Genomic DNA, 16,729 nt, shown 5'->3' on the forward strand with positions numbered 1-16,729 from the left:
GGCGGCGAGCGCACGCCAGAAATGCAAAACGGGCCGATGTGAACATCACACCGGCCCGCAACTTTACTCGATAAGGATCACGCCGGTGCGGTGGCGCTACCGGGCTTGACCTCGGTGCCCGCGCTGCCGCCCGACGACGCGTCGCCCGGCGACGGCGTGCTCTTCGGCGAGCGCGGCGGACGACCGGCCATGATGTCGTTGATCTGGTCGGCGTCGATCGTTTCCCACTCCATGAGTGCCGCGGTCATGGCTTCGACCTTGTCGCGGTTCTCGTCGAGCAGGCGCTTCGCGAGGTTGTACTGCTCGTCGAGCACTCGGCGGATTTCCGCGTCGACCTTCTGCTGCGTCGCTTCCGAGATCGCGCGCGTGAAGCCCTTGCCGAACGGGCCGCCGTCGTTGTCGTCGTCGGCGTAGACCATCGGTCCGAGCGCGTCGGTCATACCGAAGCGCGTGACCATGGCGCGGGCCGTTTGCGTCGCCTTGTTGAAGTCGTCGGAGGCGCCCGTGCTGATCAGGTTCATGAACAGCTCTTCCGCCACACGGCCGCCGAACAGGATAGCCAGACGATCCAGCAGGTAATCCTTCGAGTACGTTTCGTTGTCGTGCTCGGGCAACTGCCACGTCACGCCCAGCGCGCGGCCGCGCGGGATGATCGTGACCTTGTGCACCGGGTCCGCCTTCGGCAGCAGCTTCGCGATCACCGCGTGACCCGACTCGTGGTACGCCGTGGCGCGCTTCGCTTCTTCGCGGATCACCGCCGACTTGCGCTCCGGACCCATGAAGATCTTGTCCTTCGCGTCTTCGAAGTCCTGCATTTCGACGATGCGCTTGCCGCGGCGCGCCGCGAACAGCGCGGCTTCGTTCACGAGGTTCGCGAGGTCGGCGCCCGAGAAGCCCGGCGTGCCGCGGGCGATCACCGCTGCGTCCACGTCGTTCGCGATCGGCACCTTGCGCAGGTGCACCTTCATGATCTGCTCGCGGCCGCGGATGTCCGGCAGGCCCACATACACCTGACGGTCGAAACGGCCCGGACGCAGCAGCGCCTTGTCGAGCACGTCCGAACGGTTGGTTGCCGCGATCACGATGACGCCCGAGTTCGCCTCGAAGCCGTCCATCTCGACCAGCATCTGGTTCAGCGTCTGTTCGCGCTCGTCGTTGCCGCCGCCCATGCCGGCGCCACGATGGCGGCCGACCGCGTCGATTTCGTCGATGAACACGATACACGGTGCATGCTTCTTGGCCTGCTCGAACATGTCGCGCACGCGGGCCGCGCCCACGCCGACGAACATTTCGACGAAGTCCGAACCCGAAATACTGAAGAACGGAACCTTCGCTTCGCCGGCAATGGCGCGCGCAAGCAGCGTCTTACCCGTGCCCGGAGGGCCGACCAGCAGCACGCCGCGCGGGATACGCCCACCCAGTTTCTGGAATTTTTGCGGATCGCGCAGGAAGTCGACGAGTTCGGACACTTCTTCCTTCGCTTCGTCGCAGCCCGCGACGTCGGAGAAGTTGACTGCGTTGTTGTTCTCGTCGATCAAGCGGGCGCGCGATTTACCAAAGGAAAACGCCCCGCCTTTGCCGCCCCCCTGCATCTGTCTCATCATGTAGAACCAGAACACGATGATGAGTATGGTCGGCCCGAGGTAGTACAGCGCGGAAACGAGCGCGTTCGGCTCTTCGTCGGCCTTGCCGCTCACCTGCACGCCATATTTCATCAGGTCGCCGACCATCCAGATGTCGCCTGGGGAGACGATCTGGTATTTCTGGCCATCAGCCGGAGTGACCGTGAGGTTCCGCCCCTGCACCACGACAGTCTTGACCTTGCCGTTCTTCGCGTCGTCCATGAACTGCGAATAGGAAACGCCTTCCTGGACACGGGGCTTGTCGAACTGCTTGAACACCGTAAACAGCACCAGTGCGATTACCAGCCACACTGCTGCCTTCGAAAACATGTTGTTGTTCAAAGCACCACTCCTTCACTCATAGATGGGCGCCTACATTTGCCTTGCGACTGCGACACCACCAAAGCATTCTAATCCAGTACACGGACCCCTGCCATAACGTTTCGCTACCGCAGGAATAGCCCGAGCGCCTTGTCCTGACCGCCTCTTGCGGTCGTTTTGCGACCAGATTGCGCCTTTTATCCGGCAATCATGCCCCGTTTAACACGGGCGCTTCAGATGTTTACCCAATATAAACGTTTCGGACGATTTATCACGCGAAGCCTTCGGTTTGCGCGCCGCCACGACCTTGAACTGCTGCTTGAACTTCTCGACGATCTGGCTGTAACCGCTGCCGTGGAAGCATTTGACCAAGAGGGCTCCATCGGCTTTTAGATGATTCTGCGAAAACTCGAGCGCGAGGTCGCACACGTGCTCGATACGCGCCGCGTCGGCCGACGCGACCCCCGAGAGATTGGGCGCCATGTCCGAAATTACAAGGTCGACCGGGCGGCCGCCCACCAATTCTTCCAGTTGCGCGAGCACTTCGTCCTCGCGGAAGTCGCCCTGCAGGAACTGCACGTCGGAGATGGGTTCCATAGGCAGGAGGTCGAGCGCGATGATCGTGCCGTCGATCCCACCCTGCCGCTCTTCGTCGCGCTTCGTGCCCTGCGCGAGCTTGTTGCGGGCGTACTGGCTCCAGCTGCCGGGCGCCGCGCCCAGGTCCACGATCACCATGCCCGGGCGGATCAGCTTGTCCTGCTCGTCGATTTCCTTCAGCTTGTAGGCAGCGCGGGCACGATAGCCCTCCCGCTGCGCCATTTTCACGTACGGATCGTTGATATGGTCGTGCAGCCACGACTGGTTGAAGCGATTTTTTGCCATTAAGGATGAACTCTTGCTGCGTGATTCCGCGCTTTTAGCGGATAATACGCGTTTTATTCGTGCGGCCGTCGCGGCCCGCCTGGCCGGATGTTCGTTGCTCCGCCGGCGTTTTTGGCCCGCGCCCTGCCGTTCCCCACGGTTTTCCGTTGTTCCGACGCGCTTTGCCCGCTGGCGGCCCGCTTTTCGCGGACCGCAATCCACGTCTGCCCAGGTTCTCAATTCACGCCTGTCGACCCGCGCGGCGCCGTCATTTTAGTCGAGTCTGCCACATCCCATGCCCGCCCTCACTCTTTCCGCCGAACAGCGCTCCGAACTGCGCTCCCAGGCTCACGCGCTCAAACCGGTCGTGCTCATCGGCGCCGAGGGATTGACCGACGCCGTCCTCAAGGAAATCAAGGTTCACCTTAGCGCGCACCACCTCATCAAGGTGCGCGTGTTCGGCGACGAGCGCGAAGAGCGCCTCGCGATCTACGAAGAGATCTGCGATCGCCTGAGCGCCGCCCCGATCCAGCACATCGGCAAGCTGCTCGTCATCTACAAGCCCGAGGAAGCCAAGGCGAAGGACACGACCGCGCGCGCCGGCGCCCGCGGCACCGTGTCGCGCCCGGCCGGCGACGTGCCGAGCGCGCGTGAAGCGGGCAAGCGTGGCGCCGCGCCGCGCACCGTCAAGGTCGTCAAGGCGAGCGACAACCCCCTGCGCAAGCCGAAGGCGCAAAAGGTGACGGTCAAGGGCAACGAGCGCGTCACGCAAGGCGGCAACATCAAGCGCGCCAAGAAGCGCCAAACCAGTTCCAAGCGGGCCCACCAGGGTTCGAAGTAAATAGCGCGGCCTTCGAGCCGCGCTTTTTTTCGCCTGAACCGGCCTCAGGACCCGTTCAGCGCGGAGCGGCTTCCATGCGCTGCGCCGGCGTGCCGCGTGCCGACGGCAGCAGCCAGACGAGCCACGCACCCAGCAGGCTCTGCACGAGATAGAACAGGCTCGACACGCCGTGCAGCAAGCCGAAGCGGCTCGCATACGGCGAACTGGCCACGTCCATGCCCGCGCTCATCGCCTGAACGCGCAACGCGTTCATGAACGGCTGCAGCGCGAAATAGCCGATCAGCACGCACAGCAGCATGACGGCCAGAATCCAGCGCAGCCGGCGATAGCCCAACGCGCCGCGGCGCACGAGCACGCTCGAGAGCCCGAGCAGCAGCACGCCGCACACCGCGCCGATCAGGCCTTCGAGGCGAAACAGCTGCGCGGCGAGTTCGCCCGCCACCGCCCTTTCGAGCGACGCGAACAGGACGGGCGCGACTGCATAGCCGATGGTCAGCTGGCTGCCGACCCACAGCATGGCCAGCAGCCCGAAGAGCCGGTGCGGAACGAGCGAAACAGGAGTGGCGGAACCCACGTGGCTTGCAGTACTCACGTCGACGCGCCCTCAGACGTAGCGAACCTCGATAACTTCGTATTCGCGCACGCCGCTGGGGGCCTGCACCTGGGCGACATCGCCTTCGGACTTGCCGATCAGCGCGCGCGCGATGGGCGAACTGACCGAGATCAGGCCGTGCTCGAGGTCGGCTTCGTCGTCGCCGACGATCTGGTAGGTCACGGTCTTGCCCGAATCGAGGTCTTCGAGATCCACGGTCGAGCCGAACACCACGCGGCCGTCCGCTTCGAGCGTGGCCGGGTCGATGATCTGCGCGGCCGCCAGCTTCGACTCGATCTCGGCGATACGGCCTTCGATGAAGCCCTGCTTTTCCTTTGCGGCGTCGTATTCCGCGTTTTCCGACAGATCGCCCTGCGCGCGCGCTTCCGCGATCGAATTGATGACCGCCGGACGCTCGACGGACTTGAGGCGCTGCAACTCTCCGCGGAGTTGGTCTGCACCGCGCTTGGTCAAGGGAATCGTGCTCATAAACAACTCGTACGGCCCAAAAGGGCCTAAAGGAGGCCGCGCCACGCACGCTCGTCGCGCACGTCGCGGCCATAAAAAAATTCCGCGGTTAAGTGCATCCCGCGAGGGCGGCTGCGCGGTCTGGCGCAGCCTGAAAACCCTGTGGGGACGCCGCTTAACCGCGGCACATTCAGCTTTTTTAGCCTGCCTCGTCGAGCGTTAGACAGACAATTGAAGCCTTAGTTTAGGCGAGCATGGAGGCCTTGTAAATCATAGACTTCCAGGTTCTTCAGGTAGCGCAGACCCTCGACGGCCGCGCGTGCGCCCGACATCGTCGTGTAGTAGGTGACCTTGTTGGCCTGCGCACTCATGCGGATCGAACGCGAATCCGCGATCGCCGAGCGGGTCTCGTCGACGGTCGTGAAGACGAGCGAAATCTCGCCATTCTTGATCATGTCGACGATGTGGGGACGGCCGTCCTTCACCTTGTTCACGACCTTCACCGGCACGCCGGCCGCCTCGATCGCGGCAGCCGTGCCGCGCGTGGCGACGATCGGGTAGCCGAGTTCGTGCAGCATACGTGCGACTTCGACAGCCTTGGGCTTGTCGGCGTCCATCACGGTGATGAAGACGGTGCCCGACTCCGGCAGGCGCGAGCCCGCTGCGAGCTGCGACTTGAAGAGCGCTTCGCCGAAGGTCTTGCCCACGCCCATCACTTCGCCCGTGGAACGCATTTCCGGTCCGAGCACCGGGTCGACGGTCGGGAACTTGATGAACGGGAACACCGCTTCCTTCACGCTGAAGTACGGCGGCACGACTTCCTTCGTCACGCCCTGCTGCGCCAGCTTCTGGCCGACCATCGCGCGCGCCGCGATCTTCGCGAGCGGCAGGCTGGTCGCCTTCGAAACGTACGGCACGGTACGCGAAGCGCGCGGGTTCACTTCCAGCACGTAGATGATGTCCTTCTTCGAGCCATCGTCCTGCGGCACTTGCTGGATTGCGAACTGCACGTTCATCAGGCCGACCACGTTCAGTGCCTTGGCCATCGCGGCCGTTTGACGCTTGAGTTCGGCAACCGTTTCCTGCGACAGCGAGTACGGCGGCAGCGAGCAGGCCGAGTCGCCCGAATGCACGCCTGCCTGTTCGATGTGTTCCATCACGCCGCCGATGAACACGTCTGTGCCATCGGAGATGCAGTCCACATCGCATTCGATCGCGTCGTTCAGGAAGCGGTCGAGCAGCACCGGCGAGTCGTTCGACACCTTCACGGCCTCGCGCATGTAGCGCTCGAGGTCGCGCGGCTCGTGGACGATTTCCATGGCGCGGCCGCCCAGCACGTACGACGGACGCACGACGAGCGGGTAGCCGATTTCGTCGGCGAGCTTGAGCGCTTCGTCTTCGGCGCGCGCCGTGCGGTTCGGCGGCTGGCGCAGCTTCAGGTCCTGCAGCAGCTTCTGGAAGCGCTCGCGGTCTTCCGCGGCGTCGATCATGTCCGGCGACGTGCCGACGATGGGCACGCCGTTCGCCTCGAGGTCGAGCGCGAGCTTCAGCGGCGTCTGGCCGCCGTACTGCACGATCACGCCAACCGGCTTCTCCAGGTCCACGACTTCGAGCACGTCTTCGAGCGTGAGCGGCTCGAAATACAGCCGGTCGGACGTGTCGTAGTCGGTCGAAACGGTCTCGGGGTTGCAGTTGACCATGATCGTTTCGTAGCCGTCTTCGCGCATGGCGAGCGCGGCGTGCACGCAGCAGTAGTCGAACTCGATACCCTGGCCGATCCGGTTCGGGCCGCCGCCCAGCACCATGATCTTCTTGTTGGCGGTCGGGTTGGCCTCGCACTCTTCCTCATAGGTCGAGTACATGTAGGCGGTCTTCGTCGCGAACTCGGCCGCGCAGGTGTCAACGCGCTTGTAGACCGGGCGCACGTTCAGCTCGATACGACGGCGGCGCACGTCCGTGGCGTTGCTGCCGAGCAGCTTCGCCAGACGGCGATCCGAGAAACCGCTTTGCTTGAGGTAACGCAGCTCGTCCTTCGAGAGACTTTCGAGCGTGCGGCCCTTGCAGGCCTCTTCCTTCTTGACGATCTCTTCGATCTGCGCCAGGAACCACGGGTCGATCGCGGTTTCCTCGAAGATCTCTTCGCGCGTCATGCCCACGCGGAACGCGTCGCCCACGTACCAGATGCGGTCCGGACCGGCTTCGCCGATCTCGCGGATGATCTCGTCGCGGCTCGTGGTCTTGTCGTCCAGACCGTCCACGCCGACTTCGAGGCCGCGCAGCGCCTTCTGGAACGACTCCTGGAACGTACGGCCGATCGCCATGACTTCGCCCACCGACTTCATCTGCGTGGTCAGGCGCGGGTCGGCTTCGCGGAACTTCTCGAACGCGAAACGCGGAATCTTCGTGACGACGTAGTCGATAGTCGGCTCGAACGAAGCCGGCGTCTGGCCGCCCGTGATTTCGTTCTTGAGCTCGTCGAGCGTGTAGCCCACGGCCAGCTTGGCCGCGACCTTGGCGATCGGGAAGCCCGTGGCCTTCGAAGCCAGCGCCGACGAACGCGACACGCGCGGGTTCATCTCGATCACGATCATGCGGCCCGTGCGCGGGTCGATCGAGAACTGGACGTTCGAGCCGCCCGTATCCACGCCGATCTCGCGCAGCACCGCCAGCGAGGCGTCGCGCAGGATCTGGTATTCCTTGTCAGTGAGCGTTTGCGCCGGCGCGACCGTGATCGAGTCGCCGGTGTGGATGCCCATCGGGTCGAGGTTTTCGATCGAGCAGACGATGATGCAGTTATCCGCCTTGTCGCGGACCACTTCCATCTCGTACTCCTTCCAGCCGAGCAGCGACTCTTCGATCAGCAGTTCGCGCGTGGGCGAGAGGTCGAGGCCGCGCTTGCAGATCTCTTCGAACTCTTCACGGTTGTAGGCAATGCCGCCGCCGGAACCGCCGAGGGTGAACGACGGACGGATCACGACGGGGTAGCCGCCCGAGCCGGTGACTTCGGCGATTTCGCCTTGCACCTTGATCGCCTCTTCCATCGAGTGCGCGACGCCCGACTTCGCCGAACCAAGGCCGATCTTCGTCATCGCGTCCTTGAACTTCTGGCGGTCTTCGGCCTTGTCGATGGCTTCCGGCGAAGCGCCGATCAGCTCGACGTCGTACTTCTTCAGCACGCCGTGGTGGTGAAGGTCGAGCGCGCAGTTCAGCGCGGTCTGGCCGCCCATCGTCGGCAGGATCGCGTCGGGGCGCTCCTTCTCGATGATGCGCTCCACCACTTCCCACGTGATCGGCTCGATGTAGGTGACGTCGGCCGTGTTCGGGTCGGTCATGATCGTCGCCGGATTGCTGTTGACGAGGATGACCTTGTAGCCTTCCTCACGCAGCGCCTTGCATGCCTGCGCGCCCGAATAATCGAACTCGCACGCCTGGCCGATGATGATCGGACCCGCGCCGATGATGAGAATGCTCTTGATGTCTGTCCGCTTGGGCATAACGCTCTCGCTAAATATTCCTGTGTCTTTTACGTCTGGCGGCTCGCGGGTGACTCAGCTTGCCGCCCTGGTGCGCGCGTGGGCCGTTCTTCAAACCGGCTCGCTGCGCACCCTGCTTCTCTCTTGCGCTCGATACGGCGCTTACGCCGCCTTCGCCTTGTCCATCAGCGCCGTGAAGCGGTCGAACAGATAGCCGATGTCCTGCGGACCCGGCGATGCTTCCGGGTGGCCCTGGAAGCAGAACGCGGGCTTGTCGGTCAGCTCGAAGCCTTGCAGCGTGCCGTCGAACAGCGAAACGTGCGTGACGCGCGTGTTCGCGGGGAGCGTCGCGGCGTCCACCGCGAAGCCGTGGTTCTGCGACGTGATGACGACGCGACCGTCGCCGAGATCCTTCACCGGATGGTTCGCGCCGTGGTGGCCCGTCTTCATCTTCATGGTCTTCGCGCCCACGGCGAGGCCCATGATCTGGTGGCCAAGGCAGATGCCGAAGGTCGGGATGCCGCGCTCGATGAAGGCTTGCGTCGCCTTGATCGCGTAGTCGCACGGTTGCGGGTCGCCGGGGCCGTTAGAGAGGAACACGCCGTCCGGGTTCAGCGCGAAGGCGTCTTCAGCCGTGGCTTGTGCCGGCAGCACCGTGACGTCGCAGCCGCGCTCGGCCAGCATGCGCAGGATGTTCTGCTTCACGCCGTAGTCGAACGCCACGACCTTGTACTTCGGCGCCGATTGCGTGCGGTAGCCTTCGCCCAGGCGCCATTCCGTGGTGTTCCACTGATACGGCTTGCCGGTCGACACGACCTTGGCGAGGTCCATGCCTGCGAGGCCCGGGAACGAGCGCGCGAGTTCGATGGCCTTCGCCTCGTCGTCGGAGCCTGCGAGGATCGCGCCATTTTGCGCGCCCTTGTCGCGCAGGATACGCGTGAGCTTGCGCGTATCGATGCCGGCGATGGCGACTACGCCTTCGTCCTTCAGATATTGGCCGAGCGTGCGTTCCATGCGGAAGTTCGAGGCGAGCACGGGCAGGTCGCGGATGATCAGACCGGCGGCATGGACTTTCGTGGCTTCGACGTCTTCGGCGTTGACGCCGACGTTGCCGATATGCGGATACGTGAGGGTGACGATCTGGCGAGCGTAGCTCGGGTCGGTCAGGATTTCCTGATAACCGGTGATAGCCGTGTTGAACACGACTTCACCGATCGAATGACCCGGCGCGCCGATCGAGTAACCACGAAAGACCGTGCCGTCGGCGAGCGCGAGCAGAGCGGGAGAGAATGACGGCAACACGGGAGACTCCTTGGGGGAGCACCCTGTGCCGACCTGTTATCCGACGTTGCGATCTTGCGACCTGGGAGCGGCTGCGGCGTCGGCATCCTTTTCTGTGAGGATCAGGATGCGCGCGCGGCTCGCTCGCTTGCGCGACCTCTTCGTGCAGTCGACCGTGTGGCGCCGGGCCACGAGCGCGCGGTTGTGACGCAGGATCGGGCGGCAGCCGGCCAGTTGACGATGAAGCGCGGGCGGCGGATGAACGGATGGGAGGAGGTAGGCGCTAGGGTGCGGGTTGATAAGCTCAAACCTTGAAATTATAGCGCGAAAGTCACCTTTCCTTCAAATTTCAGGATGACGCTTGCGACGGGGAGCGTGCTCACAGCCCGGTGCGCGGCCCTTTCCACTATAGCGGGCAGAGGCGCTGCGGCAAGCGCCGCCCGTTCGGCACAGTCCGAAGGTTACACATGTCCCCGCACACCTGCTACCCAGTCTGCGGTCCATACACCCGCCAATGAAAACGCCGCCACCTGGCGGGGTGACGGCGTCAAACACAACAAAAACGGAAAAGTGATCGGAGCGAAATACCATGCGCTGCCCCCGCAACGCATGTGTGAGCACCCTTCGCCAGCCGCTATTTTGTATGGTGCTTCTGCGCGTGGGTTTCGGCCTTCGGGCGGCTCGCCGCACCCTTCGACGCCTTGGTGGGCGCAGCGCTGACCGTCTTCGCCTTGACAGGTTCGGAAACCTTGACAACCTCGGTGCGCGCGCGACCGTGCTTCTTATCGTATCGCGACTTCGGTCCGGTGTCTGCAACGCGGGTGCCAATTCGCTGCACGCCACCGCCGGAAACGTTCGTTGCCAGACGCTCCGGCCCCGGCTCGCTCGGCATCGCCTTGTTGACCGGCACGTGCAAAACCAGCACCTGGCCCGGTGCGACGGAGTCGCGGCGGGTCTTGTTCCATGCCTTCAACTGACCGAGCGACACGCCATAGCGGCTCGCCACCGCTTCCATCGACTGCTTGCGGCGTACGCGAATGAGCATCTTGCGCGTGTCGGGCACGTCCGGCTCCATGGCCAGCACGGCGCTTTCCGCCACGTCCGCGCTGATGTCCTCGTCGTCGCCGTCGTCGGTGCGCGGCACCACGAGCGTCGAGCCCGCCTTCAGGCGCATGCCCGCCGGAATCTTGTTCACCGACATCAACGTGTCGGCGTCCACCCCGATCTTCTGCGCGATCGCCGCCGGCGTGGCGCGCGAGTCGGTCGTGTAGACGGTCCACGACGAAAGCTGGCCGGAATATGCCTTGAGGTTGCGCTCGAACGCGCTCGCGTTGTCGAACGGCAGCAGGATCTGCGGGTCGGTCGCGCCGAGAATCACGGGCTTCTTGAACGACGGATTGAGCGAGCGGAACTCGTCGGTCGTCATGTTCGCGAGCTTGGCGGCGACGTCCACGTCGATGTCGTGCGAGGTCGTGACCGTCACGAAATACGGGTGGTTCGGAATGGATGGCAGCGTGAGCCCGTACTGCTGCGGGTTCATCACGATGTTCTTGACCGCCTGAAGCTTCGGCACGTAGTTACGTGTTTCGCTGGGCATGCGCAAGCTTTGATAGTCGGTCGGCAGGCCCGCCGCCTCGTTGCGCGCGATGGCGCGCTGCACGTTGCCCTCGCCCCAGTTGTAGGCGGCCAGCGCGAGATACCAGTCGCCGAACATGTCGTGCAGGCGCGAGAGATAGTCGAGCGCGGCGCTCGTCGAGGCCAGCACGTCGCGGCGCTCGTCCTGCCACATGTTCTGCTTGAGGTTGTAGGTGCGCCCCGTGCCCGGCACGAACTGCCACATGCCGGCGGCCTTCGCAACCGACAGCGCCTGCGGGTTATAGGCGGACTCGATGAACGGCAACAGCGCGAGCTCGGTAGGCATGTGACGCGCCTCGAGCTCTTCGACGATGTGATAGAGGTACTTCTGCGAACGCTCGGTCATGCGCGCGACGTAGTCCGGCCGCTGGGCGTACCAGTTGGCGTTCATGTCGACGAGGTCGCTCTGCAGGTCGGGCATCTGGAAGCCGCGGCGAATGCGTCCCCAGAGGTCGGCGTCGGGGCTTGTCAACTGATCGACGGAGCCTTGATCGACGTTAATGGTTTCTTTCGCAGCGGAGGTCTTACGAATGAGGTCGGCGTTGGCCTGGGCGTTGGCTGGTGCTTGAGAACTCGCAGACGGTCCCCCGCTCGCACAGGCGGCGAGCATGAGGACCAGCAGCGCACTGATTATGAATCGCATGAAAATCTACATCCGCATGGCTGGAATTTGCAGCCGATAGTACGGAACGTGCCGGTTTCCGTCAATCGGAATTAATGGAAAAAAAGCCATGAAATCCGCAGCTTGGGCGTGATTCCATACGATTGGGTTGAGCATGCCCCCTAACCCGGCTGGGTCAGCGGAACCGATTCTTCCATTCACGCATCATTGCGAAAGCCGCCAGCCGGTCCGGCACCGATTCGTGCAGCGCCTCGGTGAGCGCGGCTTGCACCGCCGCATCGCCCGCGCGCAGGAAAGGATTGACGGCGCGCTCGTGCGCGATCGTCGTGGGCAGCGTCGGCACGCCGCGCTCGCGCAGCGCCGCCGCCTCGCGGCTCCAGTCGCGCAGATCGGCGTTATCAGGATCGCAGGCGAGCGCGAAGCGAATGTTCGACAACGTGTATTCGTGCGCGCAATGCACATGGGTATCGCCGGGCAGCGCCGCGAGCGCGTCGAGCGAGTCGAGCATCTGCGCGGGCGTACCTTCGAAGAGACGGCCGCAGCCGCAGGCAAACAGCGTGTCGCCGCAGAACACGTGTGGCGTGCCAGCGGCATCCGCTGCCTGGAAATACGCAATGTGGCCACGCGTATGACCCGGCACGTCAAGCACCGTCAGGTCGAGCGCGGGTGCCTCCAGATGGACGGCGTCGCCGCCCTTCACGCGCGTGACGAACGCGTCGAGCGGGCCGAGCGCCTCGCCGGCCGGGCCATATACGGGCACGCGGGCGTCGGCGAGCAGGTCCGCCACACCGCCGACATGGTCGTTGTGGTGATGGGTGAGTAAAATAGCGACGAGCCGCCAGCCGCGCTTCGCGAGGTACGCGCGAACCGGAGCGGCGTCGCCCGGATCGACGGCAACGGCATTCCGGCCGTCCGAAACGACCCAGATGTAATTGTCTTCAAAAGCCGGAACCGGTACGTACTCGTAAGCGCACGTATCGCTCGAACGCGCGTACTCAAGCGGACTCTTCATGGGGCGACGTATTCTTCGACATGTCTGACCGATTGATTATAGACTGGCCCGCCTGGACCGCCTCGCCCGCTGGCAGGTATGTGCTCGGCTGGGAGCAGGAGCAGCTCGACCGCGTGGTGTCGAACATATTCGGCTACCATGCGCTGCAGCTCGGCCTCCCGCAGCTCGACGCCCTGCGTGAAAACCGCATGTCGTGCCGCGGCCTCGTGCTCGACGCCGCCAGCGCCGCGAGCGCCCCCTACTCCGTACCCGGCGCGTCGGCCCACGCGCACCCGAACGTCGGGCAAACGTCGCCCGACGCGGGCGGCGCACCACCAGACCGCACCCCGGCCGCGGGCGGCAGCACGTTGCTTCACGCGCCCGCGGGCCGCAGCACCGTCTGGTGCGACTATCTGGATCTGCCGTTCGAGGCGCAGAGCGTCGACCTCATCGTGATGCCGCACACGCTCGAATTCACGAGCGACCCGCACCGCCTGCTGCGCGAAGCCGAACGTGTGCTGATGCCCGAAGGGCAACTGCTGATCGTCGGGTTCAACTCGCTTTCGCTGTGGGGCGCGCGCCAGTCGGCCGGCAAGCTGACCGGCCATCCGTTCCTGCCCGCGCGCCAGGACCTGATCGCCTTCACGCGTCTGAAAGACTGGATCAAGCTGCTTGGCTTCGAGCTTGAACGCGGGCGCTTCGGCTGCTATCGTCCGCCGCTCGCGACAGACCAGTGGCTCGGCCGCTACGGCTTCATGGAAGCCGCCGGCGACCGCTGGTGGCCGATTTTCGGCGCTATCTATATGGTGACGGCGATCAAGCGCGTGCGCGGCATGCGTCTCGTCGCCCCACTGAAGGTCAAGAAGCCGGTGCTGGCCGCGAGCCTGAAGCCCGCGGCGACCACCCCCTCCCCAACACGCAACAAGGACTCATGAGCACACCCGACTTCGTCGAAATCTTCACGGACGGCGCCTGCAAGGGCAACCCCGGCCCCGGCGGCTGGGGCGCGCTGCTGCGCTTTGGCGCGCAGGAAAAAGAACTGTTCGGCGGCGAGGCCGGCACGACCAACAACCGCATGGAGCTGATGGCGGTGATCGCCGCACTCGACGCGCTCAAGCGCCCGTGCAAGGTGATCGTGCACACCGACTCGCAGTACGTGCAAAAAGGCATCAGCGAGTGGATTCACGGCTGGAAGAAAAAGAACTGGATGACGGCCGCCAAAACGCCGGTCAAGAACGACGACCTCTGGAAGCGTCTGGACGCGCTCGTCGGCCAGCACGAGATCGAGTGGCGCTGGGTGAAGGGTCACGCCGGCCACCCGGAGAACGAGCGCGCCGACGCGCTCGCGAACCGCGGCGTCGCCACGCTCGCCGAACTCTGAGACGGCGGCTTTCCAGGACCGCTTCGCGGCTGCCCCACGCTTTCACGCTTTACAAGACATGCGCCAGATCATTCTCGATACCGAAACCACCGGCCTGAACGCCCGCACGGGCGACCGCATCATCGAAATCGGCTGCGTCGAGCTGATGAACCGCCGGCTCACGGGCAACAACCTGCACTTCTACGTGAACCCGGAGCGTGACAGCGACCCGGGCGCACTCGCCGTGCACGGCCTCACGACCGAGTTCCTCTCCGACAAGCCGAAGTTCGCGGAAGTCGCGGACGAAATCCTCGACTTCATTCGCGACGCGGACATCATCATCCACAACGCGCCCTTCGACATCGGCTTTCTGGACGCCGAACTCGCGCTGCTCGGCAAGCCGGGGTTCAGGGAGCACTGCGGCGAGGTGATCGACACGCTCGTGCAGGCCAAGCAGATCTTCCCCGGCAAGCGCAACTCGCTCGATGCCCTGTGCGACCGTTTCGGCATCAGCAACGCGCACCGCACGCTGCACGGCGCGCTGCTCGACTCGGAGCTGCTCGCCGAGGTCTACCTCGCGATGACGCGCGGCCAGGAAAGCCTCGTGATCGACATGCTGGGCGAGCACGCGGCGCCGGGTGCGGCCGCCGCGCCGCGCATCCAGCTCGAGTCGATCGATCTGCCGGTGATCATGGCGAGCGACGAAGAAATCGCCGAGCACAACGCCGTGCTCGACGGCCTCGACAAGGCGATCAAAGGGACTTCGGTTTGGCGCACCGAGCCGGCTCCCGCCGAAGCCTTTGCAGCCGATGCGCAAAATGCTTAAAAAAGGGCTTTACAAGATCGAAAACACCCAGCATAATCTCAATCTCTTCGGGTGGTTAGCTCAGCGGTAGAGCACTGCCTTCACACGGCAGGGGTCACTGGTTCGATCCCAGTACTACCCACCAGAATTCCTGGTGTTGGTAACGACAAGCACCGAAGAATAAAAGGCCTCGTTGCGAAAGCAACGAGGCCTTTTGCTTTGTCCTTCGGCTTTGCGCGAAACATCCGGTCGGCGGCGTTTCACTGTCAGTAATCCGAATCAACCGATCGAAGGATCGAGACCGATGCCGCGCGCCATGCCCGTGGCCGCGATCACCATCACAACGACCAGCAGCGTCTGCCATCTGCCGATGCGTGCGTATTTCGGCGCGCCGGTGAGATCCGGCACGTCGCCGCGCCGCACGGCGAGACGCCAGCGCAGCAGCGCCATCATGGGTGCGACTTCGAGCAGAAGGACAAGCACGAGCGCGGCCATCTTCACGAGAAAGAGCGGTTCATGGATGTAGTACTCCGCGCCCTTCTCGAAACCGCCGAATGCACGCAGGGCGCCAGTCAGGATCAGCACGATCGCGGAGCCGCCCCAGCCGTTGTCGGCGATGAAGATCATCGGCAGGTCTTCGGTGGACGTGCACCGGCGCAGGCCGCGCGTGCGCCGCAGAATCGAAGCGAGCGCGAAACCGAAGGCGAGCAGATGAACGGCGGCCAGCAACCAGCGTATCAGCATTGCGACTCCCTCCGATGGACGACAGGAACGGCAAGCAATGGTAAAGCGGCTCGAGCGCGGACCTCGCGCAATGCGGCCGGGCCGCGGGTCGTCAGGCCTGCTTGAGCGCGGCGTCGAGGGCGCGTGCAGCCGTGCGGTCGCCTTCGGAGGCGAGCCCGACGCGAAACACGGTCTGACGGTTGTGGCCCGCCGCAGCGGGCGAATCCCAAAGCAGTTCGATCTTTGCGCGGCGCGCGGGCTTGATTGCAGGCGCGGCGGCCAAAGATGCCGATGCCGCCCGCTGCGCAGCGGGCGCGCCCGGCTCAGGCGTGGCCGCAGACTGGCCGCCACCCAGCGATGCAGTGGCATCCCCGGAATCCGCGCAATCCGACGCGGCAACCGGTTCGGCGACGCCAGCGGCGGGCACGGGATCGTCGGTCTGCGCCGGCGCGGGCAAGAGCGCGGGCCCGGACGCAACCGCCCTGCCCTGCGGCGCACCGGAGAGCCAGCGCACCGACAGCTCGCGGGCATCGTACTGACCGACCTTGCGGCTCTCCTGCCAGACGACGGTCGTGCGCGTCGCGGCATCGATCGAAACAGCGAAGCGGCCGATCGCGAAGCGCCGCGCCGCGAAGTTGCTGCGCCAGAGCGCGCGCGGGCGGCAGATCCAGACCACGGCGGCATAGAGGGCGGGCGCGGCAACGAGCCAGCCGTTGGTGTCGGCGACGGCGTGGAAGGTGCGCCGCCAGCCGGCGGTCCACACGAACACGCCGATCGAGCCGATCGCGAACAACAAACCGAGTACACCGAAAAAGCGCAGCGCCTGACGCAACCACTGCGGCAGCGGATGAAACGGCCGCTCGACGCGCGCCCTGGCGCCGGGCAGCACGATCAGCAGAAACAGGAAGACGAGATTCAGGCTCGCCGCCGGCGACGACGCCATGCCTTCCAGCGCGGCGACGAAGTTCATTTGCGCCATGGAGTGCAGCCAGCGCGCGAGGATCACGAGCCCGATCGCGCGCAGCGCGAAAAGCGTCCCGGCACCGGGTACGGTGGCCGTGGGCGTCGGTCGGGTTCTGGCCAAGGGTATTCTCCTCTGTCGACCAGAGTTGACGCTTTCGCGTCTTGCTCCGG

The 16,729-nt window shown here is 64.6% G+C and carries 14 protein-coding genes and 1 tRNA gene; 5 read left to right on the forward strand and 10 right to left on the reverse strand.

Translation table 11 applies throughout. The annotated features are described in order from the left end of the window. Positions 1 to 77: 77 nt before the first annotated feature. A complete protein-coding gene (ftsH, locus tag M3I53_RS32535) occupies positions 78 to 1,964 on the reverse strand; it encodes an ATP-dependent zinc metalloprotease FtsH (protein ID WP_254319917.1) in 1,887 nt (628 codons plus the stop codon). A gap of 198 nt (positions 1,965 to 2,162) precedes the next feature. Next, the gene (locus M3I53_RS32540; RefSeq protein WP_254319939.1) at positions 2,163 to 2,825 is read right to left on the reverse strand and encodes an RlmE family RNA methyltransferase; all 663 of its coding nucleotides are present in this window, start codon (positions 2,823 to 2,825) and stop codon (positions 2,163 to 2,165) included. Positions 2,826 to 3,099: 274 nt separating this feature from the next. Between M3I53_RS32540 and M3I53_RS32545 the strand changes: the two genes are divergently transcribed. After that, a complete protein-coding gene (locus tag M3I53_RS32545) occupies positions 3,100 to 3,645 on the forward strand; it encodes a YhbY family RNA-binding protein (protein WP_254319918.1) in 546 nt (181 codons plus the stop codon). 55 nt (positions 3,646 to 3,700) lie between these two features. On the opposite strand, the gene M3I53_RS32550 is transcribed toward M3I53_RS32545, so the two are convergent. The 6 genes from M3I53_RS32550 to gloB all read right to left on the reverse strand — a co-directional run bounded on the left by M3I53_RS32550 (position 3,701) and on the right by gloB (position 12,728). Next, positions 3,701 to 4,162, reverse strand: a complete 462-nt coding sequence (locus M3I53_RS32550) for a DUF4149 domain-containing protein (RefSeq protein WP_254319940.1) — start codon at positions 4,160 to 4,162, stop codon at positions 3,701 to 3,703. An 87-nt stretch (positions 4,163 to 4,249) separates the two neighbouring features. After that, on the reverse strand, positions 4,250 to 4,726 hold the full coding sequence (greA, locus tag M3I53_RS32555; protein ID WP_028206648.1) for a transcription elongation factor GreA: 477 nt from the start codon (positions 4,724 to 4,726) through the stop codon (positions 4,250 to 4,252). A gap of 218 nt (positions 4,727 to 4,944) precedes the next feature. Beyond that, entirely contained in the window at positions 4,945 to 8,199 is a 3,255-nt protein-coding gene (gene carB / locus M3I53_RS32560) for a carbamoyl-phosphate synthase large subunit (RefSeq protein WP_254319919.1), read from the reverse strand. Positions 8,200 to 8,340: 141 nt separating this feature from the next. Further along, on the reverse strand, positions 8,341 to 9,480 hold the full coding sequence (gene carA / locus M3I53_RS32565; protein ID WP_254319920.1) for a glutamine-hydrolyzing carbamoyl-phosphate synthase small subunit: 1,140 nt from the start codon (positions 9,478 to 9,480) through the stop codon (positions 8,341 to 8,343). 613 nt (positions 9,481 to 10,093) lie between these two features. Beyond that, positions 10,094 to 11,737, reverse strand: a complete 1,644-nt coding sequence (locus tag M3I53_RS32570) for a transglycosylase SLT domain-containing protein (RefSeq protein ID WP_254319921.1) — start codon at positions 11,735 to 11,737, stop codon at positions 10,094 to 10,096. Positions 11,738 to 11,891: 154 nt separating this feature from the next. After that, positions 11,892 to 12,728, reverse strand: coding sequence for a hydroxyacylglutathione hydrolase (gene gloB / locus M3I53_RS32575; RefSeq protein WP_254319922.1), 837 nt, complete (start codon positions 12,726 to 12,728; stop codon positions 11,892 to 11,894). 20 nt (positions 12,729 to 12,748) lie between these two features. Between gloB and M3I53_RS32580 the strand changes: the two genes are divergently transcribed. From M3I53_RS32580 to M3I53_RS32595, 4 genes are all read left to right on the forward strand, one after another. Next, positions 12,749 to 13,642, forward strand: coding sequence for a class I SAM-dependent methyltransferase (locus M3I53_RS32580; RefSeq protein WP_254319923.1), 894 nt, complete (start codon positions 12,749 to 12,751; stop codon positions 13,640 to 13,642). Next, complete coding sequence (gene rnhA, locus M3I53_RS32585) at positions 13,639 to 14,088, forward strand: ribonuclease HI (RefSeq protein WP_254319924.1); 450 nt, start codon at positions 13,639 to 13,641, stop codon at positions 14,086 to 14,088. The genes M3I53_RS32580 and rnhA overlap by 4 nt, the downstream gene beginning before the upstream one ends. A gap of 58 nt (positions 14,089 to 14,146) precedes the next feature. Continuing rightward, on the forward strand, positions 14,147 to 14,893 hold the full coding sequence (gene dnaQ / locus M3I53_RS32590; RefSeq protein ID WP_254319925.1) for a DNA polymerase III subunit epsilon: 747 nt from the start codon (positions 14,147 to 14,149) through the stop codon (positions 14,891 to 14,893). Positions 14,894 to 14,942: 49 nt separating this feature from the next. After that, positions 14,943 to 15,017 (forward strand) — tRNA-Val (locus M3I53_RS32595). Between the two features lie 134 nt (positions 15,018 to 15,151). Here the strand turns inward: M3I53_RS32595 and M3I53_RS32600 are convergent. After that, complete coding sequence (locus tag M3I53_RS32600; protein ID WP_254319926.1) at positions 15,152 to 15,616, reverse strand: DUF2214 family protein; 465 nt, start codon at positions 15,614 to 15,616, stop codon at positions 15,152 to 15,154. A 91-nt stretch (positions 15,617 to 15,707) separates the two neighbouring features. After that, a complete protein-coding gene (locus M3I53_RS32605) occupies positions 15,708 to 16,679 on the reverse strand; it encodes a hypothetical protein (RefSeq protein WP_254319927.1) in 972 nt (323 codons plus the stop codon). Between the last annotated feature and the right edge of the window lie 50 nt (positions 16,680 to 16,729).

It is taken from the genome of Paraburkholderia sp. CNPSo 3272 (assembly GCF_024206495.1).
Lineage (GTDB): Bacteria > Pseudomonadota > Gammaproteobacteria > Burkholderiales > Burkholderiaceae > Paraburkholderia.